Raw genomic sequence first — 26,233 nt, 5'->3', positions numbered from 1 at the left:
TGTGAGCGCCGGCTATGTGCCGGCAATGGTTGATGAAGGCGTTGTGCGTTGCCCTTGACGGCGCCGTTGGACGATCTGCGCCAGGATCGAAAGGGCGATCTCCTCGGGCAGGATGGCCCCGATGTCCAGACCGGCCGGCGCGACGACCGCGTTCAACTTTTCCCCCGCCACGCCTTTTTCGGACAGTTTGGCGCGCAGAGCCTCCGCCTTCTTCCTGCTGCCCACGAACCCGACATAGGCGCAATCCAAGGCCAAGACGGCGGCTAGGTTCTTTTCGTCGCCGCTTCCTTGCGTGGAGACAACCGCATAGACCTCCCGCCCGTCGCAGAGCGAGGCATCGACTTCGTCGAGGAAGCGGCACTGACCGGGAAAGGCGTTCCGGCTTTCCGGCGCCGCAAAGACCCGGCAGTCGAAATCGTATTTCGTTCCCATATCGGCCATCGCGACGGCGACCGGGCTGGCACCGCATACCAACAGCATCGGCTTCGGCAGAACCGGTTCCACGAAGATATCCATCGTTCCCTTGCTCGGGCACATGTTCTTCGCATACCGGATGCCCGCCCGCTCTTCGCCCGCTTCGACGCCGGAGTCCTTCAGCAGGTCCTCCGGCTGGATCGAAACCATTTTCGGTTGGCCGTCCGACAAGGCCAGACGCGCCGCCTTCAACACCGCGGCCCGAGCGCATCCGCCGCCGATCCATCCTTCCGAGATGGAGCCGTCCTGATGGATCACAGCCTTGGCCCCGGCCTTCGCCGCCGTGACCGACACGGTCCTTATGACAGTCGCCAAGGCGAAAGGTTTCCCCGCCGCCTTCAACCCCGCTACGTAGTCAAGAATATCAACACGCGACGACATGATCCCGTCCCTCACAATCGCGCCAACTGCGCTTCCAAACCCGCCAGATCGCCCAATGTCGACGCACTGGCGAACACATCCACCAATGGCAGGGCGGCGGCCATTGAAGCCGCCACCGGTTCGTAGCCGCGCCAGCCCTTCAACGGATTCAACCAGACGATCTTGCATCCCCGTTTGCGCAGGCGGGTCAGTTCGCCGGCGATCAGATCGGGGGGATCGGTGTCGTAACCGTCGGACAGGATCACGACGACCGTTCGTCCCGTGACGGAATTCGATGCATAGCTGCGGTTGAACTGCGCCAGGCTCGCCCCGATCTGCGTGCCGCCGCCGAACCCGTTCGCCAGCAGGGAAAGGCGGTTCACCGCGCGCAGCGTATCCTTGTCGCGCAGCGCGTCGCTGACGCGCACCAGACGGGTATGGAACAGATAGGCTTCCGTCCGGGAATCCGTGGAAACCAATCCCCGAAGAAAGGCGAGGAACACCCGCGCATACACCGTCATCGACCCCGATGCGTCGAGAATGGCCACCAGTTCGGACCGGCGCCTGGGCGCTTTCTTCCGAAAGACTTCTATCGGCTCGCCGCCATAGGCGAGGCTGCGGCGGATCATCTTCCGCAGGTTCAGCCGCCCCCCGTGCCGGGCCTGCCGCAGCCGGCGCGAGCGCCGATGACGCAACGCCTTGCCGAGCTTTTCGGCGACCTCTTCCGCACGTTTGAACTCCTCCGTCGAGGTGAACTTCCGCAAATCGGTCTGTTCGATCGGCCGCTGCCTCGACGCGACAAGCCTTCCGGTGCCCCCGCCTGCAGCGTCATCATCGCTGCCGCCGTCGTCGGGCGCGTGCAGGGACCCGGCCTCCGTGTCGGCATCCCGGTCCTGCCATGCCCGGAAGACGGAATGCACATGCGGTGACGATGACTGTTTTTCGTGCGGGACGGGCCGGGGCGCGGCCTGCTGACGGACGCGGCCGCCGTTGCGCCAGAACGCATCGAACAGTTCGTCGAACCTGTGGAAGGTATCGGCGGATCCCGTGCAGACCGCCTTGAAGGCGAGGCGGACATTCTCCGCTTCCGCCGCGCCGCAACTCGACAAGGCGAGCAGCGCCTTTTCGGTCTCCTGCACGCCGATGGCGAAACCGTTCATGCGCAGATGGGCCATGAAGTCGGAAACGCGGTCGGAGACGCCCTCGGCGCGGGATGGAAATCGCGTGACCTGCATCATGCCGCCTTCCCGGCCATCCGCTGGGTGACCTCGGATGTTATCGCAGCGCGGTCGGCTTCGGTCTTCAAAAGGCAGACCATGGTTGCCTGCAACGCGACCGGATCATCGGTAAGGTCGTTGATGCCGAGCCCCCCGATCGCCGCCGCCCAGTCCAGCATTTCCGCGACGCCCGGCGTCTTTTCAAGGTCCTCACGGCGCAGATCCTGGACGAAGGAAACGATCTGCCCGGCAAGATGCGAGTCGATGTTCGGGCAGCGCTTCTGCAGGATCGCCAGTTCCGTTTTCCGGTCCGGATAGTCCACGAAGCTGTAGAAGCATCTGCGGCGGAGGGCATCGGACAAATCCCGCGTGCCGTTCGAGGTGAGGATCACCAGGGGCAGGCTCACCGCGTTTATCGTGCCCAGTTCCGGGATCGAAATCTGATAGTCGGACAGCACCTCCAGCAGGTAGGCCTCGAACTCTTCGTCCGCCCGGTCGACTTCATCGATCAGCAGGACCGGCGATTGCTCCTGCCGGATGGCTTCCAGCAAGGGCCGTTCCAGGAGGAACTTTTCGGAAAAGATCTGCTCGTCGATATCGCCCAGCGCCATGCCCTGTTCCGACGTCGCCCTGATCGTCAGCAACTGGCGCTGATAGTTCCATTCATAGATTGCGGATGTGGCGTCCAGCCCCTCATAACACTGAAGCCGGATCAGCCGCGTCTTCCGGATTTCGGCGATTGTCTTGGCGATCTGCGTCTTGCCCACGCCCGCGGCGCCCTCCAGCAGCAACGGCCTTTGGTGCGCGATCGCCAGGTGGAGCGCCATCGCCAATTCGTCCGACGCGACATATCCCGCATCGGCCAAATCCGCCTTCAACTCAGTCCATGTCATCTGTTCACCGCTCAGGTTCGGGGCGAAGGGATGTCCCCTCGCCCCGTTTTCCTGCTAGCCGTGCAAGCCCAGATCCCGGGCCGTCTTCCACACGCGCCAATGGTCGTGCGGCATATGGCTCTGGGTCAGGCCGAATGCGCGGAATGCATCATGCACCGCATTCGAGAAGCACGGAACGCCGCCGACATTCGGGCTTTCCCCGACCCCCTTCGCCCCGATCGGGTGATGCGGGCTGGGCGTCGTCGTGTAGTCGGTCTCGTAGTTGGGCGTCTCCCAGGCCGTCGGCAGGAAGAAGTCCATCAGCGTTCCGGTTTTCACATTGCCCATCTCGTCATAGGCGATCTCCTGCCCCATCGCGATGGCCAATGCCTCGGTCACGCCGCCATGGACCTGACCTTCGATGATCATCGGGTTGATGCGGGTTCCGCAATCATCGAGGGCGTAGAACCGGCGGATATCCGTGACGCCGGTATCCACATCGACTTCGACGACGCAGATATAAGCCCCGAACGGATAGGTCATGTTCGGCGGATCGTAGTAGCTCACCGCCTCGAGACCCGGTTCGACTCCCGGGATCGCCTGGTTGTAGGACGCGAAGGCGATTTCCTTCATGGTCTTGAACCGCTCCGGCGCGCCCTTCACCACAAACCGGTCGACATCGAATTCGACATCGTCGTCGTGAACCTCGAGCAGATAGGCCGCGATCATCTGGGCCTTGGCCCGGATCTTCCGGCCCGCCATCGCCGTTGCCGCCCCGGCAACCGGGGTCGAGCGGGAACCGTACGTCCCCAGCCCGTAAGGCGCGGTGTCGGTATCGCCTTCCTCGATCGTGATGTCATCGGCCGAGATACCGATTTCCGATGCCAGGATCTGCGCGAAGGTCGTCGCATGTCCCTGCCCCTGGCTGATCGTCCCCAGCCGCGCGATCGCCGATCCGGTCGGATGGATGCGGATTTCGCAACTGTCGAACATGCCCAGGCCGAGAATGTCGCAATTCTTGACCGGGCCTGCCCCGACGATTTCGGTGAAGTGGGTGAGGCCGATCCCCAGCAGCTTGCGTGTCTCGCCCCGTTTGAAGGCCTCGACGCGCTCCGCCTGCTCGCGGCGCAGCCCTTCGTAGTCGACCGCCTTCAAGGCCTTGTCCCAGGCGGCGTGATAGTCACCGCTGTCGTATTCCCAGCCCAGGGCCGACTGATACGGAAACTGATCCGCCCTGATGAAGTTGATACGGCGCAGTTCGGCGGCGTCCATGTCGAGCTTGATGGCGAGGATTTCGATCATCCGCTCGATGAAATAGGCCGCCTCCGTCACCCGGAAGGAACAACGGTACGCGACACCGCCCGGCGCCTTGTTCGTATAGACGCCGTCGACCGCCAGATAGGCCGTCGGTATGTCATACGAGCCGGTGCAGATATTCATGAAGCCGGCGGGGAACTTGGTCGGGTCCGCGCAGGCGTCGAAGCCCCCGTGATCCGCCGTCGTATGGCACCAAAGGCCGGTGATCTTGCCTTCCTTCGTCGCCGCGATCTTGCCCTGCATCCAGTAGTCGCGCGCGAAAGCCGTCGACATCAGGTTTTCCATCCGGTCTTCGATCCACTTGACCGGTTTGCCAGTCACGATCGACGCGACGATGGAGCAGACATAGCCCGGATAGACCCCAACCTTGTTGCCGAACCCGCCGCCGATATCGGGCGAGATCACGCGGATATTGTGCTCCGCGATACCGGAAATCAGCGACGCCACGGTACGTACCGCGTGGGGCGCCTGGAAGGTTCCGTGCAGCGTCAGCTTGCCCGTTACCTTGTCCATACTCGCGACGCAGCCGCACGTCTCCAAAGGACACGGATGAGTGCGGTGGTAGTAGATCATCTCCTCGGCGACGACATCCGCCCCGGCCAGGACCTGTTCCGTCGCGTCCTTGTCACCCTGTTCCCAAGTGAAGATGTGGTTGTGGTGCTTGCGCGGGCCGTGCGCGCCTTCCTTTTGGTCGGCAATATCCTCGCGCAGCACCGGAGCATCCGGCTCCAGCGCCTTGAACGGGTCGACGACGACCGGAAGTTCCTCGTAGTCGACCTCGACCAGTTCGACGGCGTCCGCCGCAATGTAGCGGTCCTCGGCGACAACGAAAGCGACTTCCTGTCCCTGGAACAGGACCTTGCCGTCGGCCAGCACCATCTGCTTGTCGCCGGCGAGCGTCGGCATCCAATGCAAGCCGAGCGGCGCCAGGTCTTCCGCGGTCAGGACCGCGATCACGCCCGGTAATGCAAGGGCGGCTTCCTTGTCGACGCTGACCACCCGGGCATGGGCATATGGAGAACGGACGAAATCGCCGAACAGCATGCCTTCCAGTTTCAGGTCGTCGATATAATTGCCCTTGCCTTGGGTGAAGCGGACGTCCTCGACACGTTTCCGCGAGGTTCCGAGCCCTTTCAGTGCTTTCGAACGATCTTCGGGTTTTTCCATCGTATCGGTCATTCCGCGGCCTCCTTCTGCGCATTCAGACTGGCCGCAGCGGCCAGTATCGCCTTGACGATGTTCTGATATCCAGTGCACCGGCAGAGGTTGCCGGACATGCCGAAACGGACTTCTTCTTCCGTCGGATTCGGATTCTCCTGAAGCAGCCGGTGCGCCCGCGTGATCATGCCGGGGGTACAGAAACCGCATTGAAGCCCATGATGTTCGCGGAACATCTCCTGAATGACGCCGAGCGATCCGTCGGCATTCACAAGCCCTTCTACCGTGGTGATCTCGGCACCGTCCGCCTGCGCGACGAAGACCGTGCATGCCTTGACGGATTTTCCGTCCATATCGACCGTGCAGGCCCCGCAATGGGAAGTTTCGCAGCCGATATGCGGACCGGTGATCCGCAGATCCTCACGAAGGTGGTGGATCAACAACTGACGCGGCTCGGCCAACGCTTCCACTTCGCGGCCGTTCACCGTCATCTTGACGTGAATTTTGCTCACTTTTTCCTCCCTTACCCGGCGCGCTTCTGTGCGCGCTCGATGGCACGCCGCAGGATGACGCCCGCGACATGCTTCTTGAATTCCACCGGCCCCCGGTTGTCTTCCGACGGGTCGATGGCGGCGAGGGCCGCCGCGATGGCACCTTCGGTATCGCCCGAGGCCAAGGCGTCGCCCGCCTCTTGCGACCAGATCGGCGTGTCGGAGAGGTTGGTCATCGCGATGGAGGCTCCGGACGGCCCGGTCAGGACCGCCGCGGCGGCGGTGGCATAGTCGCCGATCTTGCGCTTTTGCTTCTCATAGGCATATCCGGTTCCGGCCGGCGGCACCTGAAACCTGATCTCGCTCAGGATTTCATCGTCTTCCCGTTCGGTGAAATAGGCCGCCTCATAGTAGTCTCGCGCCGCGACCTCCCGCGTGCCGTTCGGGCCGATCAGCGTGAAGCTCGCGCCGAGGCACTGCATGAGGCCCGGCATGTCGTTGCCCGGATCACCGTTCGCGACGTTGCCGCCCACGGTCCCCATATACCGGACCTGCGGGTCAGCAATTTGTGTCGCGGCTTCGTGCAGTATCGGCACGGCGCTCTTCAGGACGTCGCTGGTCAGCAATTCATGCTGGGTGGTCATCGCCCCGATGCGCACGGTACCGTCAGCAACATCGATACCCTTCAAGGCCTCGATCGCCTGAAGGTCTATCAGATGTTCCAAATCGGTCATGCGCAGCTTCATCATCGGGATCAAGCTGTGGCCGCCTGCAACGACACGCGCCGCGTCGCCATGTTCGGTCAGGATAGCGATGGCGCCCGCCACGCTGTCCGGCCGGTGATAATCGAACCTGCCTGGTATCACGTCCTTCCTCCCGTAATAACCGCGGGCGGTTATCCGCCCATCATTGATTGATCGCGACGGAATACTGGGAGAAGCCGGAACAGGCTGCGAACCGAGATTACACTATCGGAGGGCGCGGCCGCACGAAATACGATGCTGATGCACGAGATGCGAAAACGGAGCCCGCGGCAGGGGTACGCCCCGATCGGCGCCGTCAGATCCCCAACGCGTGACGTACGGCATCCACCCTGGTTCGGCTGACCGGTACGCCGTCCATCGCCGGGACGTTGGTCAACAGGCAGCGCCCGCTGTCCTTGTTCCGTTCGAAACCGGACACGTGATCGATATTCACCAGATAAGACCTGTGGGTCCGCAGGAAATTGCACGCGGACAGCCGCTTTTCGGTTTCGGAGATGGACCAGGGGCAGAAATGCTTGCCGTCGCGAGAATACAGCACTGTGTAATGGCCTTCCGCCCGGATCGCCGCGATCTGCTCGTGCAGCAGGAAGAATATCCGGCGGTCGCTCTCATACGGCACACGGACCCGCGAGAGCTGGCCCTGGGTGTCCATGGAGCCGGCCTTCCCGATCTCGGGCTCCTGGTGCGTTTCCTCCGCCGCCGCGACCGGCGGTTTTCGCTCGCTTTCCCCGCCTGCATCGGCCACCTCCGCCGCCGGAGACAGGAAAGTAGCCGCCGACAACAGGAACGCGCCGCAAATCAGGAAAGCGGCCACGATGACGATCAAGGCCAGATTGCCGCTGTCTATCGAGGGCGTCAGGACCTGGTCAGCCGGGAAGCGGATGAAACCGGTGCTCACCATGGCAGTGAAATGAACGATCACGACGGAAAAGCCGAAAATGCAGGTGCCCATGAAGATATTCGTACGCGTACGCGTCCGGTAGGCAATCCATATCGCGAGAATCCCCATCCCCATGGCGAGCACCGCCGCGAAGGCATGGCCGGCTATTCCGAATTCGACGGAACAGCCGCGGATCCCCATCATGCCGATCACATGCATCGCCAGAATGCCGCTGCCCAGCAGCGCGCCGGCGACGGCGAGCGTGACCGGGCCGCGCGCTGCGAAATGCAGCAGCAACAGGGCGCAGCCCGCCATCAGAATGGCGATCAATACGGAAGCCAGGGTCAACTGGGGGTCATAGGCGACGGCGATCGGAAACTGCATCGCCAGAATGGCAACAAAATGCATGGACCAGATTCCGGCGCCGATCACGATCGCGGCCATGCCGACCGCCGCCTTTCGCTTCGCAATCGGCAAGGCGGAAATGCCGTTGGTCACCGTCAATCCGGTGAAACTCGCCATCAAGGCGATGGCGATAGACGCTGCAACCAGCGGAATATCATAGGTATAGGTAAGCATCGTCGCGGATTTTCTACGTACCCCACACAGCTGTAAGGCGGTTCTTGTCAGGCGAACCGCTCCTCCCATCTTGCCGCTTACGGCAGACGCGCTCTCTCAGCCGACACTCGTTTATAACGCCGGTTGATAGAACAGTTCAAAAAGAAACAATAAAGCGCTGTTCTACCGTGACCGACCACGCGCCCATGAGCTCGTCCGGGGTGACTACATCTCCGGCACGGCGTCCGACCTGCTCCCAAAGTAGATGCGCTACCGAGCTGCGCTCCCCCCCCCACGACTCGCTCCATTGTTGCCTGTTTTTTTGTTCAGCAAAGTTTTTTGTCACTATCGATCATATCCCTAAAAAGTTCGAATCTCGGGCGCCGCCCATTCATCGACTTACTTGGTAGGGGAGAGGTCCAGAGTTCAAATCTCTGCGGCAGCACCACCACCCCACTGAAATTCTTTTACTTTTAAAACGATCCGCCCCCGCGGATTCCGTCATGCCGAATGGATGTCCAGAATAGAAATGCCCTGGGCGATCCAAAGAAGGGACCCGGTGCATAAGTCGGAGAACTCTCATGCCTTATGACCTAGATTCGCGGGATCAGGTCAGCACATCCAGTTATTTCGCTAATAGGTAGACCGACTTTTTCCAGCCGTTGGGAAGATAGTCGTCCTCCGGACGGAGTGTCAGGACCGGATGCCTCAGCCAGTGCTGTTTCAAACAGCACGCAGTAGGGGCATTCGTAGTCGCTATACACATCTGTTTGAATTGTCATCACCGGAATCCACTTGATTGGTTTGCTTCACCATAGATGCGTTATTGTTGTTTATGACTCCCTTCACAACAGGGATGAACTTTTTTATAGGTGAGTTTTACGAGTTCATAGGAGAGGCAAGTGTTTGCCCGATTGCCGTCGTCTTCGGCGCTGAAAACATTTGAGTCGGCTGCGCGACTCGGGAGCTTTAAGGCGGCTGCCGAGGAACTTGCGGTCACAGCTACAGCGGTGTCACACCAGATCCGTGCTATGGAAGATCAGTTGGGCGTGGCGCTGTTTGTGCGGAAAACGCGGAGGATCGAGCTCACGACAGCCGGGGCGGCATTGGCGCCAATCTTAACGCGCGCCTTCCTGGACATTCGAAATGCTTTGGAAGTCGTGGTGTCACAAGAAGCGGTAATACGCATATCCACAACGCCTTCGTTCGCGACATTGTGGCTGGTGCCGAGATTGCTGGATTTCTATTCGAAGTATCCGAACTACAGTGTGCAGCTTGATACGACCACCCGTGCGGTCAATCTCAAGCAAGACCGGCATATAGACATCGCGATCCGCTACGGCGTTAGCTTGCACGAGGACCTGGACGCAACGCCGTTATTTGAGGAGACATTTGGTGCTTATGCATCCCCAGTGCTGCTTGACAGGGAGGAACCTTGTGGTGGTTTCACCCTGATTGAAACAGCCTGGCAACAAAAAATACTGGCGGATATCGGTTGGCTGAACTGGTTGGAAAAAGCCGGTTTGGATATTAGCGATCAAACTATTGTTTCGTTTGATGAAGAAGAGCACGTCCTACAAGCCGCTATGGCTGGCAAAGGATTGGCGCTGGCCAGTTCGGTTCTTGTTGAGGATCTGCTGCAAAGAAATTTACTGGTGCGTTATCGCGGTGAGATACAACTGCCAGGGGCCGGCTACACAGCGCTTTGCCGTCCTGAGCAGCGGCAAGCGCGAAAAGTAGAGGCATTTTTATCCTGGTTAACTGAGGACAACGTTACGCTCTAGATTTTTGCCGGCGATGCGGTGAGGTAATTCACCGCATTCAGCCAAACAACAATTAGCAGATTTCTTGAATGCTATGTTTGGCTATTCTTCTATGCATTGCGCTGAATGTTTCAAAAGGTTCTTTGGCATTGTCTGGTGCCAGTTTCTGAATATTAACCCCAGCATCAGGTTGGCCATTTTCGAAGAAGTTGTAAGTCCAACGATAATCGAAGCCCGAAGATGCGGCTTCGTGTCTGTCTGCGGCAATCACAATATCGATGATGCCAGCAAACCGCGCGGCCATATAGCACAAAGCGCATGGCTCGCCTGATGCGTATAGAGTTGCCCCTGATAGGTTTGTTGAACCAACATTTTCACAAGCTTGGCGGATAGCCATAATCTCTGCATGGGCGGTAGGGTCACAAGATTTACGCACTTCATTGACACCCTGCCCTATTACTTGGCCATCCTTGGTGACGACTAGGGACGAAAATGGGATTCCACCTTTTTTGACGTGATCAAGCGATAGCTGGACTGTATCTCTCATCAACCGAATATCTTTATTGCTCATGGCCCTGCCTTGTTCTCGAATTACGAAGAATATGTTGCATCCTGGGAATGCTAAGTAACAGCCAGAGTCCGGACTACACATTCAGTCCCTGGCACGAAAATTTACAGTTTTTAGGCATTGGCCATTTTTGATGCGAGTTCAGCCGCTGTTTTGTGAGCACTCGCTACAGATTGCCTGTGCCGGTCATCGTTGAATTCCTGGTATTCCGCTTTGATTTCGTGGAAAGTTTCAACACCCAAATAGTGGCTAACGGTTCGGACATGAGGGCCAAGGTGGTTCATTTTTTCTCGAATGCCACCGATCTCAAAGCCGAACTCGCCACTGGATGTAATCAACACCAGCGTCTTGCCGGACATGATTGGCTCTAATGGAAAATCGCCGCGTGCTAGGTCGAAAGTGAATGTTTTGTGGATACGGATCACCTGGTCAAACCATGCTTTCAGGGCTGCCGGCATGCCGTAGTTATACATTGAGGAAGACATGACAATGATATCCGCTTGATCCAATTCATCGATCAAAGTGTCGGATAACGACAACAACTCTTTTTGCTCATCCGTTTTAGCTTCGTCAGGTGTAAAGACGGCTGCGATCCAATCCTGGCTAATGAAGTCTGGCGGGTTAACTCCTACATCCCGCTGAATAATTTTATCTTCGGGGTTGATTTCCTTCCATTGATCGATGAACGTTGCAGCAACAGACTTTGAAATGGAATTGTAGTTTGGCACTGAATTTGTGGTTTTGCGCGCACTAGCGTCAATATGCAGTAGAGTTTGCATTTGTTCACTTCTTTCTAGTTTAATTGATTTCAAGGGACCTCAGTTGAGCAATCGACGCGATCCGCAGCCTCGCTCCAGAACTCACATATTTCGCGAGGGACCAAGCATTTCGAAAACATGGTCGCCAAGCACATAGTCGCCTCGGTAACCTGCTCTTGAGATCGTTTGCGCAGCCGCCATGTCGAATAGCCCGTCCACCAGGAATTGCTTATCGATATGCACCATCACGACCTGTCCCAGCACCATGAAGGTATTGAGCTCCCTCCCGCTGTAGTCCTTCAACCTTTTGACTTCGATCGCTCTGCATTCCAGGGAAGCCGGACTCGATGCCACGCGTGATGGAGCGACTAGCGCCGAAGGCGCTGACTCAATATTGGCCAAGTCAAACTCATCAATCTCCCGCGCGACTTCAGCGCTGGTTTCGTTCATTTTTGAAGAGAGCGGCATTGTCGCCAGATTGCAGGTGAACTCGCCGGTTTCCTCGATGTTCCGAACGCTGTCTTTTGCTCCTTCGCTGGCGAACATCACTAGCGGTGGCTTGGAGTTCACCAAATTGAAGAAGCTATATGGGGCGAGGTTTCGATTGCCTTTCTTGGCGACAGTTGACACCCAGCAAATAGGTCGCGGCGCTACAATGGCCTTCAGCGGGTCATGTGGGAGCCGATGTCCTTCGGCGGTTTCGTAGCTATGAAATCGAGTCATGTTGTTACTTTCCGCTCATCTTTGCCAGCCAATGGGCTGATAGTGATGAGTGATATGTTCTTTGTTATAAGGTCGATAACAAGCGGTATATATTCACCTATAGATGAGTTTATGTTCATTTATGTGGAGGAAGGGTTGTTGGGATTGAGCTACAGACCGGCTTCTACGGCTGCAAGTCTGAGCGGAGCTGAACTTGCTTAGCTTGGAACGCTCTTGCTTGTGTCGCCGTTTTGAGACGGGGATGGCAGCGGACTTGGCTACCAATCGTCCGGTTCGGGTACGAAGGACGCTGGAAAGGCATAACTTTCGAGCACAGCCGAACCAAGCCCTGGTGTTTCGAAGAAAGAAAAGGGGACCTGATCGAACCAAATACCCGACAGTGCGGGCTGCGGCCCTCTCTCAACGAGTTTTTTCCGGCGCTCGTCAATAGGCAGATCGGACCCATCAAATGCAATATGGTGCAAAACTTGTTTGCGATATTGAGGAGCGAGCTGTAGCGCTTTTGCGCCTACTACTGGCTCCATTGTGGGCGAACGCAACGTCTATCACATAGGGAACGGGCGGGCCGTAGGATTGCCGGTCAGCGACTGTTTGTTCATAAAACAGGTAGAGACCCCAAGGCCCTATCAGCCGCCAGTCTCTCGCACTCGACAACACATAGGCAGGCCGCCGAGCCCGGACGCTTACGCGGAACACGAGGGTGCATGGCTTTTCGCAGTGATGTTTGTCCGTACGCGCCCCCTCATACCTCTCCGCCAACTCCCCCAACAACCGATCCAGCACATCGACAGGAAGCTCGGCCGCCGCCGCCAAGGACAGGGCCTCATTCGTGCCGTCCCGCTCGTATTTCAAGCTGAGGCCCAACCCGAGCTCCTCCTGGTGCATGCGCGACACAGCAGACAAAGCGTGCCTCCTTAGCCCAACCGGATAACGCCGCCTTTCGAGACCGAAAGGCGGCAGGATCTTAATGCCGAAAGGCGTCCGCGCATCCATGGACTATTCATTTGGGCGAAGGGAGCACAACTGCGGCCGGAACTACCCGAAGGCAGCTCCGGCCGTCCGTGCTAGGCGCTGAGATCTGCAATGCGCTTCACGGTCTCGTCCGTATCCCACACGGCATTTGCCATCATGCGGAAGTTGATCAATGCAGCAAGGTAGCCGTCGCCCTCCGGCACTTTGGCGCCGGCCGTCGCGTCCCGAACAACAGCAACCTCAAACCCCTGCTCGAGAAACTCGCGCATATGAGATTCGACGCATAGATTGGCGGACATGCCGGCAATGATGATCTGATCGACCCTGAGTTTCCGAAGTTGAAGGCCCGCGTCGTTCTGCTCCGGCCCGTAGACCTTATGAGGGGAAGCAATAATCGTCTTGCCGTCAAAGATATAATCCTTGTACTCCGCCATGAAGTCGGCACCCGAGCCTTCCAGGCCCTCAGTGTTAAGGGGGCCTGGGCGGTCGAACATCCCAATCGAATGCATGACCTTCTCCAGAGCACCCTCAAATTGCCAACGGTGATCGTGGGGATAGTAGTAGTGGGGGGAGATCACGACAGGCATATCCGCAGCTTTTGCCGCTCGAAACAACAGGCCGATGTTATGGACCACATTGTGCTCCGTGACACTCTCTCCGACCACGCCCCATGTGACGCCTTGGGGGCTCAGAAAATCGATCTGCGGGTCCACGACCAAGAGGGCGGCACGACCTTTCTCCAAAGTCATGGTCGAAGGGGGCAACGCGGGATTGGCCGGGTCGGCGTAATCCGCAAGTCCCGCAGCGTGGGCTTGGGATCCGGCGGCGCCGACGGCCGCCACCGCGGATCCCGCGGCAACGCCTTTAGCACCGATGCTGATAAGATCGCGACGAGTAAGGTCGTGTTCGTGGTCATGATTGTGGTCGTGGTTACAGGTTTTCATTGCTCTGTTTCCTTCTGATGCGGGCCAAGCGGCCCATTGAGATCACCGGTTCGACTTCTGCTCTTTATTCGGGACTAGAGTCCGAGAGCTGAAAGTCCTGGGTGATCCTTTGGTCTCGGCCCGAGCGGCCAGAGAAACTTTCGATCGTCTGCATGGATTGGCAGATCGTTGATGCTCGCGATCCGCCGCCGCATCAGGCCGTGTTCGTCGAATTCCCAGTTCTCGTTTCCGTAGGAGCGGAACCAGTTGCTGCTTTCGTCGTGCCACTCATAGGCGAAGCGCACAGCAATCCGGCTTTCGTGATACGCCCAGAGTTCCTTGATCAGGCGATAGTCCAACTCACGGTTCCATTTGCGGGTAAGGAAAGTTTCAATATCCTTTATTCCCACGATGAACTCGTTTCGGTTCCGCCAGACACTATCCGGCGTATAGGCCAGGGCGACGCGCTGCGGATTCCGGCTATTCCAAGCATCTTCGGCAAGTTGTGCCTTCTGTGACGCGGTTTCCGAGGTAAAGGGAGGATACGGTGGCCGATTCATTTGAGCCTCCTAAGTGACGTTCTTTGATATTCTGAAAACTGCCGTCAGGCGCGTTCTAGGCCGCGTTAGGCAGCCAATTCACTCTTGCCCTCCACGGCGATGCACGCTTGAGCCGGACCAGCGGTAGGCTGTCTGGTTCGGAACAATGGCTTCCGTCTCGCGGGCACGGGTCGTTCGATCTGAAGCTCCACGACCAAGGGTATTTCCGGTCGAAGAATGCCTATGTCCTTGAGCGTGCGATCGTCGAGCGCTGACAGCTCATTCTGCCGAGTACGTCGGATCCACCATTTGCGTAGGGCTTTTGCGGTCCAAACAATCATCGATAACATGTCGGGTCTCCATTCCTCGGGGCTCGCCTACCGTCAGTGCTGCTTCGGTAGAAAGGCGCCGGCGAGAACCAAAACTCATGAAGCGGCACGGGATCGTGACTCCAATCCACGTCGTTCAGTTGATAGGTAATCGCCTTGACGCTTCCGGCTCCATTGCGCCAGACGACGTAGCAGCGGCCCTAAAGGCGCTACTTCTCCGAAGGTTCACGTTTTCGCGTTCCAGTTCGCCAATCCGCATTTGTAGCCGAAGAATGGCTAGTGCTGTGGCCTCGGCGCTGACGAACACATCCGCCTGGCGAGTATTGTTAAGTGAGGAAAAAGGGAGGGTTCTTTGAGCGTGTTGCATCTCGTGTCCTTTGATCTCTCACCAGCCGGCAACGACACCGGCGTTCAGCAGTTCAAACCTAAGGAACGATGACAGGTGGCGTAATTCGGAGATGTCCCTACGTAGTCGCACGTATTTGCGGGGTCTGTTATTCTGCTCCGCGACTGGATCCCAAGCAGGTGAAGAGCAGAGCCAGTGACGAGAGATGCCGAGAAGGACCTAACCCAACGTTACAGAGATCTCATACTCGAGGCATCTGGCGATGGCGTTTATGGAGTGGACAGCAACGGTCACACGATTTTCGCCAATCCGGCAGCCGTTCGCCTTTGTGGTTACACATTTGAGGAGCTGATTGGACGCAGCCCTCATGAGTTGACCCACCATACCCATCCTGACGGTCGGCACTATCCGGCCACCGAGTGTCCGATCTATGCAGCGTTCCGCGACGGAGAAGTTCATCGGGTCGACGATGAGGTGTTCTGGCGCAAGGATGGTTCCAGCTTTCCCGTGGAATACATCAGCACGCCCATAGTCGAGGACGGTAAAGTGCTTGGCGCCGTGGTATCCTTCCGGGATATCTCAAAGAGAAAGGCCGTTGAAGAGTCGCTGAGACAGAGCCGCGAGCGTAGTCGAAAGCTGGAGGAAGACCTCCATCATGTTTCCAGGCTGAGCGCCATGGGAGAAATGGCTTCCGGTCTTGCGCATGAACTGAACCAACCACTCACCGCAATAATAAGTTACGTCCGGGCCGCCACGAGGTTTCTTCAAGGCGATGCAACTGGTCGACAGGAACGTGCTATTGAGCAGTTGGACAAAGCCGCTGATCAGGCACTCCGAGCCGGCGAAATCATTCGCCGGCTCCGCCAATTCGTCCTGAAAGAGGACAGTGTCCAATCCTTCGAGGACGTGGGTGACGTCGTCAGCGAAGCCGTCCAACTTGTCGCATCGGCAGTTCGTTCCCCCAACATTGAGGTCGAAATTCGTGTCGAACAGGGGTTGCCGCACGTACTGATGGATAAGATCCGCATTCAACAGGTTGTCGTGAACCTGGTCCGGAACGCCGTGGAGGCTCTTGAGGGCATGGCGGACGGACGTATTGCCGTTCGTGCCGGCACGGGTGGCGGTGAGGTCGTGATGGTAACCGTGAGCGACAACGGGCCTGGATTGGCTGACAACGTCAAAGACCAACTGTTTCAGTCGTTTGTTACGTCAAAGGCCGACGGAATGGGTATCGGTCTTTCAATTTGCCGCTCTATAGTGGAGAACAACGGCGGCACATTGACGGCCGAGTTGAATGATGAGGACGGCATGACCTTTTGCTTCACCCTGCCAGTCTCCCAAAGCACGACGGTCTCATGAATGATACTCCCACGGTATTCGTCCTGGACGATGATGAGGCGGTCCGCGATGCACTTTCGGTGCTTTTTGAGTCCTGTGACCTTCCCGTCAGGACCTACGCATCGGGCGAGTTGTTTCTAAAGGATCTGAATTCGAACTTTTCAGGGTGCGTGGTACTGGACGTGCGCATGCCGGGCCTGAGCGGCCTTGATCTGCAGCAACGGCTCTTGGCAATGGAAATCCCTCTTCCCGTCATCATCGTCACGGGACATGGAGACCTTCCCATGGCCGTCAAAGCCATGAAGGCCGGCGCTGTCGACTTCATCGAGAAGCCGTTCGATGACGAAGTGTTGTTGGAAAGCGTGCGCGATGCACTCACACGGGGTGCAAAGTTGCGGGCTGAATCGGTACTCGCGGAGTCGTCGAAGCTGGGCCTTGATCGGCTTACCGCGAGAGAGCGCGAGGTTCTTGAGAAGGTTGCCCTTGGGCACCCCAACAAGGTCATTGCTTACGACCTCGGCATCAGCCCGCGCACGGTCGAAATCCACCGCGCTCGTGTGATCGAAAAGCTCCAGGCGAAAAACCTCTCTCACCTTGTACGCATAGCGATTGCGGCGGGTATCATTCATACCAACGACACCAAAACGTAGCCGCGGCAAGGCACCCGCAGTTATCGCTGTGGGTGCTGTACGTAGCGCTACGTACTTTTCAGCGATAGCCGGTCTTGCCAGATTTGTTGGACGGACAGGGACCTCTGACGAGATCTGAAGTGCCTGCCGAGTCCAATTTTAGTCATGAGTTATGATGTCCAAGACCATCGCGATAGTTGATGACGATGATGCCGTCCGTGATTCACTCGCAGTTCTGCTGACAACTGCGGGGTACCACGTACAAGTATACGAGACGAGCGCTGAGTTTCTTCGCGACGCGAAGCAGAACCGGTTCGATTGTGTAATCCTCGACAATCAGATGAATGGGTCAACAGGGATAGACCTTGCACAGAAACTTGCTGACAAGAACGTATGTATCTCATGTGTGATCATGTCGGGGAATATGTCAGATACCGAAGTGAAACGTGCCCGTGCTGCCGGGATTACGGAGATCCTGGAGAAACCGTTCACCGACGAGACCTTAATCGGGACGATCGAGGCACAAACAAGTCGGTTGGGATAAACCCCGGATCCATGAAGGAATCATGAATGTTCGATCTTTCGGGAATCAGCCATCACGGCTGGATCGCACTGCTACTCGGGAGCATTTTCACGTTGATAATGAACGTCGGCTTGATGTGGATGATCCGCAAAAGCCGCGATAGCGGAACGGACGCTACGGTTTATAAGCTTCGGGATGATAGCGAAGACGATAGTCGGTAGCGCCGAATTCATGATGGCGTGAGCCGTGCAGCCTTAGCTCCTTCCCTACTAGGGATCCTATCCAGATTGTTTCAATGAGCTGACGACCCGCATCGCGTGCTTCAACTCGGAAATCCAGGAAAACCCCTCGCTTTCCTCAGCGTTCGGAAGGAAATCGGCTGCGCTAGTTCAACGGCAATTGTCTGCCCCAAGGACCCGACGACATCAAAGCGGAAACTAGGACGATAATCGAACATCAGTGCTACTACGTACGGATATCTCCGCATTCAACGATCGTTGACTCCCCTCTATATCTCGTTCTGTTCCAGCCCGGCTCGGCATGTCGCTTCCCAGAATGAATGGAAAGGTTGAGACCATGCAACACGGCCCCTCAATGGAACATGAAAGCCGTTTTCTCCTTAATCACAAAACACTATGGAGACCGAGATGCGATCCTTCCGAAATCTGATTTCCGCGACGGCCTTTCTTTGCGCTGTTTCAACTTCTCCTGCGGCATTCGCTGTCGACGAATACAATGTGTCGACGGGCACCACGGTCAGCGGCCTGGGCGTTGCTCTTCGTGGTGACGATGCCGTTGCCCTTGCCACAGGACTGACCGTCAAAACGGGACAAGCGAGCTTCACCGTCGAGCATGACTGTCCTGAGACCCTGAACTTCCTCCATTTTAGAGTAGAGTCCGTCACCGTGAAGGAGACGGAACATGAAGCGCAGCAGGTTCACTGAAGAGCAGATCATCGGGATATTGAAGGAGCAGGAGGCGGGTGAGCGGACGGCGGACGTTTGCCGCCGGCACGGGATCTCGGAGGCGACGTTCTACAAGTACAAGGCCAAGTTCGGTGGGATGGAGGTTTCCGATGCCCGGCGGCTGAAGGCCTTGGAGGATGAGAACCGCCGTCTGAAGAAGTTGCTCGCCGAGCAGATGCTGGACAACGCCATCCTGAAGGATGTCGCTTCAAAAAAATGGTAACGCCCGGTGCGAAGCGCGATGCGGTTTTGCATGTGCAGGCAGCCTTCGAGGTCAGCCAGCGTCGGGCGTGCAAGGTTCTGGCCGTCGATCGGTCGAGTGTGCGCTATCGGAGCATCCGCCCCGATGACGGCCCTCTTCGGGAGAAGATCCGCGCCGTTGCCTCGGAACGCCGCCGGTTCGGTTACCGCCGCATCCACATCATGCTGCAGCGTCAGGGGATCGAGATGAACCAGAAGAAGCTCCGACGGCTGTATCGGGAAGAGAAGCTACAGGTCCGGCGCCGAGGCGGCCGAAAGCGGGCGCTCGGCACGCGCCGGCCGATGGAGCTGCCCGACCGGCCGAATGACCGTTGGAGCCTGGACTTCCTGAGCGACGCTTTCACCGACGGAAGGCGGTTCCGCATCCTCGCCGTCGTCGATGATTATACCCGCGAGTGCCTGGCGCTGATCGCCGACACGTCGCTGTCGGGTACCAGGCTGGTGCGGGAGCTGGATGCGGTCGTCGCCCGACGCGGCAAGCCCAGGACCGTGGTTTCCGACAACGGCACGGAGATGACCAGTATGGCCGTGCTGAGATGGTGCCAGGAGACCGGCGTGGAATGGCACTACATCGCACCGGGCAAGCCGCAGCAGAACGCCTTCGTGGAAAGCTTCAACGGCAGGTTCCGGGACGAGTGCCTCAACGAGACGCTCTTCACGGAGCTCGGGGAAGCGCGGATCGCCATCAATGCTTGGAAGGAGGACTACAACCGACACAGACCACATTCCTCACTCGGCAACGTCACGCCAAGGGAATACGCATCCAAATGGGTGCTGGAAAACCAAGCCGCATGAGGTCAAAAATCAACCCAAGGACTCGGCGCTAAGCTGGAGGGAACTCGGGTCTCAGGACAGTATGTCGAAGCGCATGAGCTCCGCACCTTGGCTGGCGAGCGCGTTCGAAGCTTCGAGGAGCTGGAAATTGCGAATTGGCTCTACGTCAACGGCATCGAATACGAGTACGAGCCGGACTATGAGCACCCCCTCCCCAAGAATGACAAGCGCGCCTATACGCCGGACTTCCGACTGAAAGAGAGTGGCGTTTACATCGAACACTTCGGGGTCAGGAAGGCGAGAGGTCATGACGGGGCGATCCGTTTGACCACGGCGCCCTATGTCGACCGTGACGACTATCTCAAGGGGATGGAGTGGAAACGGCAGGTCCATCGCGAGCACGGCACCGTCTTGGTCGAGACATTTAGCTATGAGCAGATGGAGGGGCGACTTACCAAGGCGTTGAAGGAGAAGCTCGAGCCTTACGTGACGGTTAGCCCGATCCCCGAAGACAGCTTGCTCAATACGCTTTCGGAAATGGGCCAAATCGATTCGTTCACCCAGACCCTCGCGACGTTCCTGAGGCATTTCAAGGGCGGCGGCATGACCATTGAGAAATGTTGGTCCAGAAGCGCGTCAGCAGAGGACGCCAAGCGCGCCAAGGCGTTCCTACGTCTCTTCGAGCCGCTCTTTGAAGGCTATCAGGAGCGTCTCGAAGAGCGGATCGACTTCGAGGATATGATCCACCGCGCGGCGGACCATATCGAAGCCGGGCGGTTCCAGAGCCCTTACCGTCATCTTCTGGTCGATGAGTTCCAGGATATCTCGGAGGGACGCGCCCGCCTTCTCCGCGCGCTCAAGAATCAGCACGCCGATGCTCGAATCTTCGCAGTCGGTGACGATTGGCAGTCGATCTACCGCTTCGCCGGGTCGGATATCCATCTGATGCGGAGTTTCGGCAAGGAATTCGGTGGGGGCTTTGCCGGTGAGGAGAACATCCACAGCACCGTCGATCTCGGCCGCACCTTCCGAAGCGTCGACAAGATAGCCCTGCCGGCGCGCCGGTTCGTTCTCCAGAACCCATCTCAAATCGACAAGAAGGTGATCCCCGCGTCGGACGCGAAGGATCCGGCCATCTCTGTGACGTATTACGAAAGCGGACAGGATGGCGACGCGCTCAGGTCCACTTTGCAGGGCCTTTCCACGCGATTTGGTGAGGCAAGCGTGCTGCTCTTGGGACGCTACAATTTCCTGCGCCCAAGAGACTTTGAACAGCTAACCACGGTATTTCCCCGCTTAGATTTACGCTTCATGACGGTACATGGCTCAAAGGGGTTAGAGGCCGATCACGTCGTCATTCTGCGCGCAGCGGCCGACCTCATGGGATTTCCTTCTGAGATCGTTGACGATCCCTTGCTCGATCTCGTCCTGCCGAAGCCGGAGAAGTTCGATCATGCGGAGGAACGCAGGCTTTTCTATGTGGCTCTGACCCGCGCCCGCAAAACCGTCACCATCCTTGCTGACTGGGACCAGCCATCCGCCTTTGTCGAGGAACTGCTCTCCGGCTCCGAATATCAAACCATCCAACACGGCGCGGCGGGCATCGCCGCCCATCGCTGTGGAGCCTGTGGCGGGCGCATGCTGGCCGACACAAGCAGCCACGGCCGCACTAGCTTCCGCTGCGAACACAATTTCCTATGCGGCGAACGGCTGCCACCCTGCAGCGCGTGCGGCCAGGATCTGCCGGTCAAGGTAAACCCCGATGCAGATCAACTAGCCTGCGTTTGCGGCGCCCAGTATCCGGCTTGTCCGGAATGTAGCGACGGCTGGTTGGTAGAGCGCAAAGGGCGGCACGGTCGATTTCTGGGGTGCGTACAATATCCAGATTGCAGGGGAACGAAACCTCTACCGAAATCCCAAGGCAGTTCAGAGCAGAAATAGTTCTATGGTCATTCGCCACAACGCATCCAAACAACTCTAGCTTGAGACCATGTTGCAGGTCCCACGCGAAACCAATCGGGCTCCCACCCAGCCTCTGGATCTCACCGTTGGTAAGGGAGAGGTCCAGAGTTCAAATCTCTGCGGCAGCACCACCAACCAACTGAAATTGTTGAGTTTTTAAGGTCGCGTCATTTCGGCGAAAATTACGTACCCCATAGATGTCCAGAATAGAAATCTCCTTCGGCGACCTAAAGAATGGGCCCGGTGCAGACCAATTACAGGCCCCAACTCAATGCTGGAAGAATGGCGGGGTTCTAAGCAAACTCAATGCGCGACGGACGTGCGTGTAACGCCGCCAAACGAAAAGAACAAAGCCATTGGGTCGGGCATCTTGGATCAGATCGACGATAACTCGGTATTGCTGTTGACGGCCGCCAAGGCGGCAGCCCGCCTCGGGATCCCCTTGCGTTCATTCAATCGTCTGGTAACGAAGGGCGAGATCCCTTTCGTTGCGATCAGCAACCGCCGCTACTTTGTGCCTGACGACCTTTTGACGTTCATTGAGCAACGCAGAGTCCTGGCAAGCCCATCTCCCCAATCCCAGCCCGCCCGCCTGACTCGCGATAAGACGCCTATGTATGATTTCGAGGCAATCAGAAGGGAAAGAAGAAGCGGGAAGCAGACACGCCAGAATGACACCTAGATTGAGAGGCAGACACTCAACAGCCTCTAGGCTACTGATTTGGCCTTCGGTCTGCGCATGCTTGAACAGTCAATGCTCCGACCAAATATCGCCAGGTGGTCACATTACCGCCCGTACAGCTACATTCGTGTCAGAATTCATGTCACACTAGATCGGCAAGCGTTGAAAAGGATATTGGTTTTCAGTCGCTTGCACTGACAGCACAACTGCTCCCAACGCAGAATCTTAAAGGGAGTGCCTAACCCTCTCGGAACACGTGCGCAATGTTGTCGGCCAGCGGTTTCAAAAGGTATGACAGGATCGTCCGACTACCCGTTTGGACAAAAGCTTCGACAGGCATACCGGGGACGAGGCGTTTGTCACCGAGTCGGGCAATTTCCGAATCAGGAAGGGTTAGACGTGCCCGATAGTAGGTCACGCCATTGTTTGGGTCCTGCATCAAATCGGCTGATACCGTCAGCACAGTCGCGTGCAGCTCCGGCGTAGAACGCTGGTCAAGACCGGGGAAGCGCACGACAGCAACCTGATCCGGTGCGAGTTGATCAATGTCTGTTGGCGCTACTTGCGCCTCTACGATAAGGAGGTCTTCCTGCGGGACGATAAGCATCAAATCTTCGCCGGGAGCCACTACGCCACCCACCGTGTGAACTGAGAGCTGATGCACAAAGCCCGCTCTTGGAGCACGTATCTCCAACCGGCGCAACTGTTCCAGCGTCGTGACCCTCTGCTCGAGCATCTGAGCTATTTCGCCTCGGACGACCGGCAATTGTTCAACGACTTCCGCACGCATCTCCTCCGCAATTTGCAGGATCTGTATCTTGCGCTCAGCAATAGATTGACTTGCCTGGGCGATTTGTGACGCCAAACCGCCATACTCACCTTGAAGGCGAGCCTTGTCGCGTTTGAGAGCTGTAATGCGCGACTGTTGGATCAATCCCTTTTCGATGAGAGTTGAAAGATCCTCCAACTCCTCACCAACCAATCGGATCTCTTCGCCCTTCGCCGATCGTTGTGCGCTGAGCCCATCGATCTGTTGTTCAAACTGTTTTATTTGCTCGGTAAGCTGCGCCTCTCGCCCCTGCCGTGACTGCCGCCGTGCCTCCATCAACGATTTTTGGCCATCAAGGACGGCTTCCGCCTTTGGTCCAGCCAGTTCGTCCTTGAGCAAACTCGGCTTGGTAAACTCACTTTGGCCATCACGCTCCGCTACAAGGCGCGCCTCCTGGGCAAGCAACTCTTGAAGCCGCGTCGTCACGATCGTCAAGTTTGCCCGAGCAATCGTGTCATCAAGTCTAACAAGCAGCTCTCCCGCCTCAACCGTATCTCCTTCGCGGACAAAAATATCTTTAACGATACCGCCGTCCCGATGCTGCACACGCTTGGTGCTAGTCTCAACAACGATGCTACCGGGGGCAATCACAGCGCCGCTGATTTCTACGAGGGATGCCGCGCCAGTTAGCCCCCCTGCTACGACGGCTATTGCCACCAATGCAAAAACCATGTGCCTGCGCAGGCTGACCGACGTATTCATGGCGTCGGCGCATGAACTTGGAGGGCTCTGACCACTAGGCATCGCCGACAACCTTCAACCCGCCACCAACGTCCCCCGAGGCAACCGCATTGGCACCTTTCAGTACTTCGTCCTTGGGACCAAAGGCATTTACCTCCCCATCGCGTAGTACCATGAGGGTGTCCACCGCCGTAATCGCGCTGGGCCTATGCGCGATGACAATGGCAATTCCCTTCCTTTTCCTTATTCCTTGAAGCGCCTGAGTAAGGGCGGCCTCCCCCTCGGCATCCAAGTTCGAATTAGGCTCATCTAAAACAACAATGAATGGATCACCGAACAAGGCTCTGGCTAAAGCGATACGCTGACGCTGTCCACCCGAGAGCACCGCGCCTCCATCACCGACCTGAGTATCATAACCATCTGGGAGTCGGGCGATGATCTCGTGAGCACCAGCTGCCTGAGCGGCATCCATCACCTCCTGAGATGTTGCTTCCGGCCTAAACCGAGCAATGTTCTCCGCTACAGAGCCGGCCAGTAGTTGAATGTCTTGAGGAAGATAGCCGATCGCATTGCCCAGACGGCTCGCGTCCCAATGGTTTAGGTCAAATCCATCAAATCGCACAACACCGCGACTTGCCGGCCAAACACCAACCAAAGCCTTACCCAATGTGGACTTGCCTGAACTGGATGGACCAATCAACCCCATGATCTGTCCATTTTCCAGCGCGAGATCAATGCTCTTAACGATCGGTTTGTTTCCGCCCGGCGGCACTACGGTCAGCCCTTCAACAGTAAGGCTTTTCGTAGGGAGTGGCAGTTGTGTTGCAGGGGCTGGCGAACTGACTTTGCCAAGCACGTCCTCCAGCCGCCGAAACGCTTGACGAGCACCAACGAACGCCCTCCACTGTCCTACCGCCTGTTCGATGGGCGCGACCGCCCTGGCCGTTACAATCGACGACGCAATCATCACACCTGGTGTAATCGCCTCGTGGATAGCAAGATAAGCCCCTCCTCCTAAAATGGCAGATTGCAAGAGAAACCTAAATGTCTTGATTAATGATGAGAATATGGCTGCTCGATCCGCCGCTTTACCCTGGAGAGACAGAAAGGCCGCAGTTTCGTGGGTCCAACGTGCCAGCAATCCATCCATCATGCCCATTGCAGCGACGGACTCTGCGTTCGCTCGCGCGCCCTCAACCAGAGATGTCCGCTTAGCGGCCTGTCCTGATGCGTCGCCTAAAGGACGCCGAACCAAGGCCTCATTTAGTCCTATCAAGAGTGCTATTATACAGGCTCCTCCGGCTGCGATTAGCCCAAGGACCGGATGAAAAAGAAAAACAATAGCTATGTATAATGGAAGCCATGGCATATCGAAAATTGCGGATGGCCCCGGTCCTGCCAAGAACTGGCGCGTTGTTTCCAGATCACGCACTGGTTCGATACGATCTGCCTGACGCCCTCCTATCAAAGGTAAGGTGACTGCGCTCTTAAACGTGACTCCAGAAAGCTGGTCATCCAATCGCGCGCCAACGCGCGTTAGTATCCGCGAGCGAATAGTTTCCAACAGGCCAAAAAACGCATACAGGCCTGCTGCGATCCCGGCTAAGGCGACCAAGGTAGGAATAGACCGGCTTGTTAGAACCCGATCGTAAATCTGCAGCATGAAAATCGGTCCGGTCAGCATCAGCAGGTTGATCACCATGCTGAGCAAGCCCACACCTAGAAACACCGACCGGCATGCTCGAACGGCCTCGACTACCTGCTTGGCAGAACCATTCATCGGATACCACGCATAGCCTTCGCCCTACCTTTTGGTATCGCGGAGACAAAAAATCGCACGATCCGGTATCGCAAGGCTTTGCCCCTCTATCAGTCCGCCAACCAAAAAAATGATTGGCCTTACAAGCGCCCACGCGAACTGCTAAGCATCCATCAGGTCAAATGCGATCGTCTGCGTTTTAGGAACCCGAGAAATCCAAGCGCTGTAAGCACAAGCGGTAAAGTGGCCGGTATCGGTACTGCTGTAACCGCAGCGAAGGTAAGCGTGCCAGTCGTGTCCAAGACACCCTGTAACGACAAAGCATCAAGCGGATTGGGACCAAGATCCACAGAGAAGTACGACATCAATACATGGGCCCCAAAGGACGATGCGGCGGAACCACCATCCACACTGAACAGAACCTCGATAAAGTTTGGCCCGGAGACGGCGTCCAAGAAGGTTCCGGACAAGAAACTCGTTGGCGTTGGCGGTAATGGAGGTGGCAACTGTGTAAATTCCAGCACAGAAAATGACCCTCCGACCAGACTGCCCCCCAGCGGAACCAAGGTTGCCGTACTAAGGAGACCAGGTATGGGGCTGCCTAGAGTCCCGCCAACAGCCAAACCTGCGGGTCCGTTGGCGCTGACCAGCACAGAACTCAACCCCATTGATGCCGTTGCGTCCGTTATGGACGCCCCACCCACGACCGGAAAGAAGGAGGACACGCTTGCGGCCTGCGTGGGCACACCTAATGCAAACCACAAGATGAGAATGGATAAAGCCATTTTCAGTTTGGTGAGCGACATACCTAACCCCTT

The 26,233-nt window shown here is 57.4% G+C and carries 25 protein-coding genes; 9 read left to right on the top strand and 16 right to left on the bottom strand.

All coding sequences use genetic code 11. The annotated features are described in order from the left end of the window. Positions 1-12 precede the first annotated feature (12 nt). The 7 genes from ACQK2G_RS05835 to ACQK2G_RS05805 all read right to left on the bottom strand — a co-directional run bounded on the left by ACQK2G_RS05835 (position 13) and on the right by ACQK2G_RS05805 (position 8,112). Positions 13-855 (bottom strand): XdhC family protein, encoded by an 843-nt coding sequence (locus ACQK2G_RS05835; protein ID WP_425404086.1) that lies wholly within the window; start codon positions 853-855, stop codon positions 13-15. 11 nt (positions 856-866) lie between these two features. Then, positions 867-2,072, bottom strand: a complete 1,206-nt coding sequence (locus ACQK2G_RS05830; protein WP_425404085.1) for a vWA domain-containing protein — start codon at positions 2,070-2,072, stop codon at positions 867-869. Beyond that, positions 2,069-2,944: an AAA family ATPase gene (locus ACQK2G_RS05825; protein ID WP_425404084.1), complete on the bottom strand. Its 876-nt coding sequence runs from the start codon at positions 2,942-2,944 to the stop codon at positions 2,069-2,071. The genes ACQK2G_RS05830 and ACQK2G_RS05825 overlap by 4 nt, the downstream gene beginning before the upstream one ends. A gap of 54 nt (positions 2,945-2,998) precedes the next feature. Further along, positions 2,999-5,419, bottom strand: coding sequence for an aerobic carbon-monoxide dehydrogenase large subunit (locus tag ACQK2G_RS05820; protein WP_425404083.1), 2,421 nt, complete (start codon positions 5,417-5,419; stop codon positions 2,999-3,001). Then, the gene (locus ACQK2G_RS05815) at positions 5,416-5,910 is read right to left on the bottom strand and encodes a (2Fe-2S)-binding protein (RefSeq protein WP_425404082.1); all 495 of its coding nucleotides are present in this window, start codon (positions 5,908-5,910) and stop codon (positions 5,416-5,418) included. The genes ACQK2G_RS05820 and ACQK2G_RS05815 overlap by 4 nt, the downstream gene beginning before the upstream one ends. A gap of 11 nt (positions 5,911-5,921) precedes the next feature. After that, positions 5,922-6,755: an FAD binding domain-containing protein gene (locus tag ACQK2G_RS05810; RefSeq protein ID WP_425404081.1), complete on the bottom strand. Its 834-nt coding sequence runs from the start codon at positions 6,753-6,755 to the stop codon at positions 5,922-5,924. A 193-nt stretch (positions 6,756-6,948) separates the two neighbouring features. Beyond that, positions 6,949-8,112 carry an MHYT domain-containing protein gene (locus tag ACQK2G_RS05805; RefSeq protein ID WP_425404080.1) on the bottom strand — a complete coding sequence of 388 codons (1,164 nt, stop codon included), beginning with the start codon at positions 8,110-8,112 and terminating at the stop codon, positions 6,949-6,951. An 881-nt stretch (positions 8,113-8,993) separates the two neighbouring features. Between ACQK2G_RS05805 and ACQK2G_RS05800 the strand changes: the two genes are divergently transcribed. Then, entirely contained in the window at positions 8,994-9,875 is an 882-nt protein-coding gene (locus tag ACQK2G_RS05800; protein ID WP_425404079.1) for a LysR substrate-binding domain-containing protein, read from the top strand. A 52-nt stretch (positions 9,876-9,927) separates the two neighbouring features. On the opposite strand, the gene ACQK2G_RS05795 is transcribed toward ACQK2G_RS05800, so the two are convergent. From ACQK2G_RS05795 to ACQK2G_RS05770, 6 genes are all read right to left on the bottom strand, one after another. Continuing rightward, a complete protein-coding gene (locus ACQK2G_RS05795; RefSeq protein ID WP_425404078.1) occupies positions 9,928-10,425 on the bottom strand; it encodes a nucleoside deaminase in 498 nt (165 codons plus the stop codon). A 110-nt stretch (positions 10,426-10,535) separates the two neighbouring features. After that, positions 10,536-11,201: an FMN-dependent NADH-azoreductase gene (locus ACQK2G_RS05790; RefSeq protein ID WP_425404077.1), complete on the bottom strand. Its 666-nt coding sequence runs from the start codon at positions 11,199-11,201 to the stop codon at positions 10,536-10,538. 81 nt (positions 11,202-11,282) lie between these two features. Further along, positions 11,283-11,903 (bottom strand): flavin reductase family protein, encoded by a 621-nt coding sequence (locus ACQK2G_RS05785; RefSeq protein ID WP_425404076.1) that lies wholly within the window; start codon positions 11,901-11,903, stop codon positions 11,283-11,285. Between the two features lie 1,064 nt (positions 11,904-12,967). Continuing rightward, complete coding sequence (locus ACQK2G_RS05780) at positions 12,968-13,819, bottom strand: cysteine hydrolase family protein (RefSeq protein ID WP_425404075.1); 852 nt, start codon at positions 13,817-13,819, stop codon at positions 12,968-12,970. Positions 13,820-13,893: 74 nt separating this feature from the next. Next, the gene (locus tag ACQK2G_RS05775; RefSeq protein WP_425404074.1) at positions 13,894-14,358 is read right to left on the bottom strand and encodes a DUF1348 family protein; all 465 of its coding nucleotides are present in this window, start codon (positions 14,356-14,358) and stop codon (positions 13,894-13,896) included. A 65-nt stretch (positions 14,359-14,423) separates the two neighbouring features. Beyond that, positions 14,424-14,678 carry a DUF1127 domain-containing protein gene (locus ACQK2G_RS05770; RefSeq protein WP_425407616.1) on the bottom strand — a complete coding sequence of 85 codons (255 nt, stop codon included), beginning with the start codon at positions 14,676-14,678 and terminating at the stop codon, positions 14,424-14,426. Between the two features lie 529 nt (positions 14,679-15,207). On the opposite strand from ACQK2G_RS05770, the gene ACQK2G_RS05765 reads away from it, so the two are divergent. The 8 genes from ACQK2G_RS05765 (at position 15,208) to ACQK2G_RS05730 (ending at position 22,146) form a co-directional block, all read left to right on the top strand. After that, complete coding sequence (locus tag ACQK2G_RS05765) at positions 15,208-16,371, top strand: sensor histidine kinase (protein WP_425404073.1); 1,164 nt, start codon at positions 15,208-15,210, stop codon at positions 16,369-16,371. Continuing rightward, positions 16,368-17,000, top strand: coding sequence for a response regulator FixJ (gene fixJ / locus ACQK2G_RS05760; RefSeq protein WP_425404072.1), 633 nt, complete (start codon positions 16,368-16,370; stop codon positions 16,998-17,000). Before ACQK2G_RS05765 ends, fixJ begins: the two co-directional genes overlap by 4 nt. Positions 17,001-17,154: 154 nt before the next feature. Beyond that, positions 17,155-17,523, top strand: coding sequence for a response regulator transcription factor (locus ACQK2G_RS05755; protein ID WP_425404071.1), 369 nt, complete (start codon positions 17,155-17,157; stop codon positions 17,521-17,523). Between the two features lie 26 nt (positions 17,524-17,549). Next, positions 17,550-17,723, top strand: a complete 174-nt coding sequence (locus ACQK2G_RS05750) for a hypothetical protein (RefSeq protein WP_425404070.1) — start codon at positions 17,550-17,552, stop codon at positions 17,721-17,723. A gap of 426 nt (positions 17,724-18,149) precedes the next feature. After that, the gene (locus ACQK2G_RS05745) at positions 18,150-18,446 is read left to right on the top strand and encodes a hypothetical protein (protein WP_425404069.1); all 297 of its coding nucleotides are present in this window, start codon (positions 18,150-18,152) and stop codon (positions 18,444-18,446) included. After that, a protein-coding gene (locus ACQK2G_RS05740; protein WP_425404068.1) for an IS3 family transposase occupies positions 18,424-19,523 on the top strand; the annotation gives its coding sequence in 2 pieces (ribosomal slippage) (positions 18,424-18,676 and positions 18,676-19,523; 1,101 coding nt in all). The genes ACQK2G_RS05745 and ACQK2G_RS05740 overlap by 23 nt, the downstream gene beginning before the upstream one ends. 87 nt (positions 19,524-19,610) lie before the next feature. Next, positions 19,611-21,443: a UvrD-helicase domain-containing protein gene (locus tag ACQK2G_RS05735; RefSeq protein WP_425404067.1), complete on the top strand. Its 1,833-nt coding sequence runs from the start codon at positions 19,611-19,613 to the stop codon at positions 21,441-21,443. A 292-nt stretch (positions 21,444-21,735) separates the two neighbouring features. Then, on the top strand, positions 21,736-22,146 hold the full coding sequence (locus tag ACQK2G_RS05730; RefSeq protein WP_425404066.1) for a helix-turn-helix domain-containing protein: 411 nt from the start codon (positions 21,736-21,738) through the stop codon (positions 22,144-22,146). Between the two features lie 238 nt (positions 22,147-22,384). Here ACQK2G_RS05730 and ACQK2G_RS05725 read toward each other — a convergent pair whose 3' ends face one another. The 3 genes from ACQK2G_RS05725 to ACQK2G_RS05715 form a co-directional block, all read right to left on the bottom strand. Then, positions 22,385-23,677, bottom strand: a complete 1,293-nt coding sequence (locus tag ACQK2G_RS05725) for an HlyD family type I secretion periplasmic adaptor subunit (protein ID WP_425404065.1) — start codon at positions 23,675-23,677, stop codon at positions 22,385-22,387. Positions 23,678-23,711: 34 nt separating this feature from the next. After that, on the bottom strand, positions 23,712-25,436 hold the full coding sequence (locus tag ACQK2G_RS05720) for a type I secretion system permease/ATPase (RefSeq protein ID WP_425404064.1): 1,725 nt from the start codon (positions 25,434-25,436) through the stop codon (positions 23,712-23,714). A gap of 152 nt (positions 25,437-25,588) precedes the next feature. After that, positions 25,589-26,221 (bottom strand): hypothetical protein, encoded by a 633-nt coding sequence (locus ACQK2G_RS05715; RefSeq protein ID WP_425404063.1) that lies wholly within the window; start codon positions 26,219-26,221, stop codon positions 25,589-25,591. Positions 26,222-26,233 lie beyond the last annotated feature (12 nt).

It is taken from the genome of Hwanghaeella sp. (genome assembly GCF_965227365.1).
GTDB lineage: Bacteria > Pseudomonadota > Alphaproteobacteria > UBA8366 > Aestuariispiraceae > Hwanghaeella.
This window is presented reverse-complemented; position numbering and strand designations above follow the sequence as displayed.

Excerpts from the sequence above, each read along its gene's own strand:
- ACQK2G_RS05795 (WP_425404078.1), bottom strand. The coding sequence starts at position 10,425 with ATGAGCAATAAAGATATTCGGTTGATGAGAGATACAGTCCAGCTATCG.
- ACQK2G_RS05725 (WP_425404065.1), bottom strand. The coding sequence starts at position 23,677 with ATGAATACGTCGGTCAGCCTGCGCAGGCACATGGTTTTTGCATTGGTG.
- ACQK2G_RS05825 (WP_425404084.1), bottom strand. The coding sequence starts at position 2,944 with ATGACATGGACTGAGTTGAAGGCGGATTTGGCCGATGCGGGATATGTC.
- ACQK2G_RS05715 (WP_425404063.1), bottom strand. The coding sequence starts at position 26,221 with ATGTCGCTCACCAAACTGAAAATGGCTTTATCCATTCTCATCTTGTGG.
- ACQK2G_RS05755 (WP_425404071.1), top strand. The coding sequence starts at position 17,155 with ATGTCCAAGACCATCGCGATAGTTGATGACGATGATGCCGTCCGTGAT.
- ACQK2G_RS05730 (WP_425404066.1), top strand. The coding sequence starts at position 21,736 with ATGCTGGAAGAATGGCGGGGTTCTAAGCAAACTCAATGCGCGACGGAC.
- fixJ (WP_425404072.1), top strand. The coding sequence starts at position 16,368 with ATGAATGATACTCCCACGGTATTCGTCCTGGACGATGATGAGGCGGTC.
- ACQK2G_RS05745 (WP_425404069.1), top strand. The coding sequence starts at position 18,150 with ATGCGATCCTTCCGAAATCTGATTTCCGCGACGGCCTTTCTTTGCGCT.
- ACQK2G_RS05720 (WP_425404064.1), bottom strand. The coding sequence starts at position 25,436 with ATGAATGGTTCTGCCAAGCAGGTAGTCGAGGCCGTTCGAGCATGCCGG.
- ACQK2G_RS05780 (WP_425404075.1), bottom strand. The coding sequence starts at position 13,819 with ATGAAAACCTGTAACCACGACCACAATCATGACCACGAACACGACCTT.
- ACQK2G_RS05790 (WP_425404077.1), bottom strand. The coding sequence starts at position 11,201 with ATGCAAACTCTACTGCATATTGACGCTAGTGCGCGCAAAACCACAAAT.
- ACQK2G_RS05785 (WP_425404076.1), bottom strand. The coding sequence starts at position 11,903 with ATGACTCGATTTCATAGCTACGAAACCGCCGAAGGACATCGGCTCCCA.
- ACQK2G_RS05820 (WP_425404083.1), bottom strand. The coding sequence starts at position 5,419 with ATGACCGATACGATGGAAAAACCCGAAGATCGTTCGAAAGCACTGAAA.
- ACQK2G_RS05835 (WP_425404086.1), bottom strand. The coding sequence starts at position 855 with ATGTCGTCGCGTGTTGATATTCTTGACTACGTAGCGGGGTTGAAGGCG.
- ACQK2G_RS05750 (WP_425404070.1), top strand. The coding sequence starts at position 17,550 with ATGTTCGATCTTTCGGGAATCAGCCATCACGGCTGGATCGCACTGCTA.
- ACQK2G_RS05770 (WP_425407616.1), bottom strand. The coding sequence starts at position 14,678 with ATGATTGTTTGGACCGCAAAAGCCCTACGCAAATGGTGGATCCGACGT.
- ACQK2G_RS05775 (WP_425404074.1), bottom strand. The coding sequence starts at position 14,358 with ATGAATCGGCCACCGTATCCTCCCTTTACCTCGGAAACCGCGTCACAG.
- ACQK2G_RS05805 (WP_425404080.1), bottom strand. The coding sequence starts at position 8,112 with ATGCTTACCTATACCTATGATATTCCGCTGGTTGCAGCGTCTATCGCC.
- ACQK2G_RS05830 (WP_425404085.1), bottom strand. The coding sequence starts at position 2,072 with ATGATGCAGGTCACGCGATTTCCATCCCGCGCCGAGGGCGTCTCCGAC.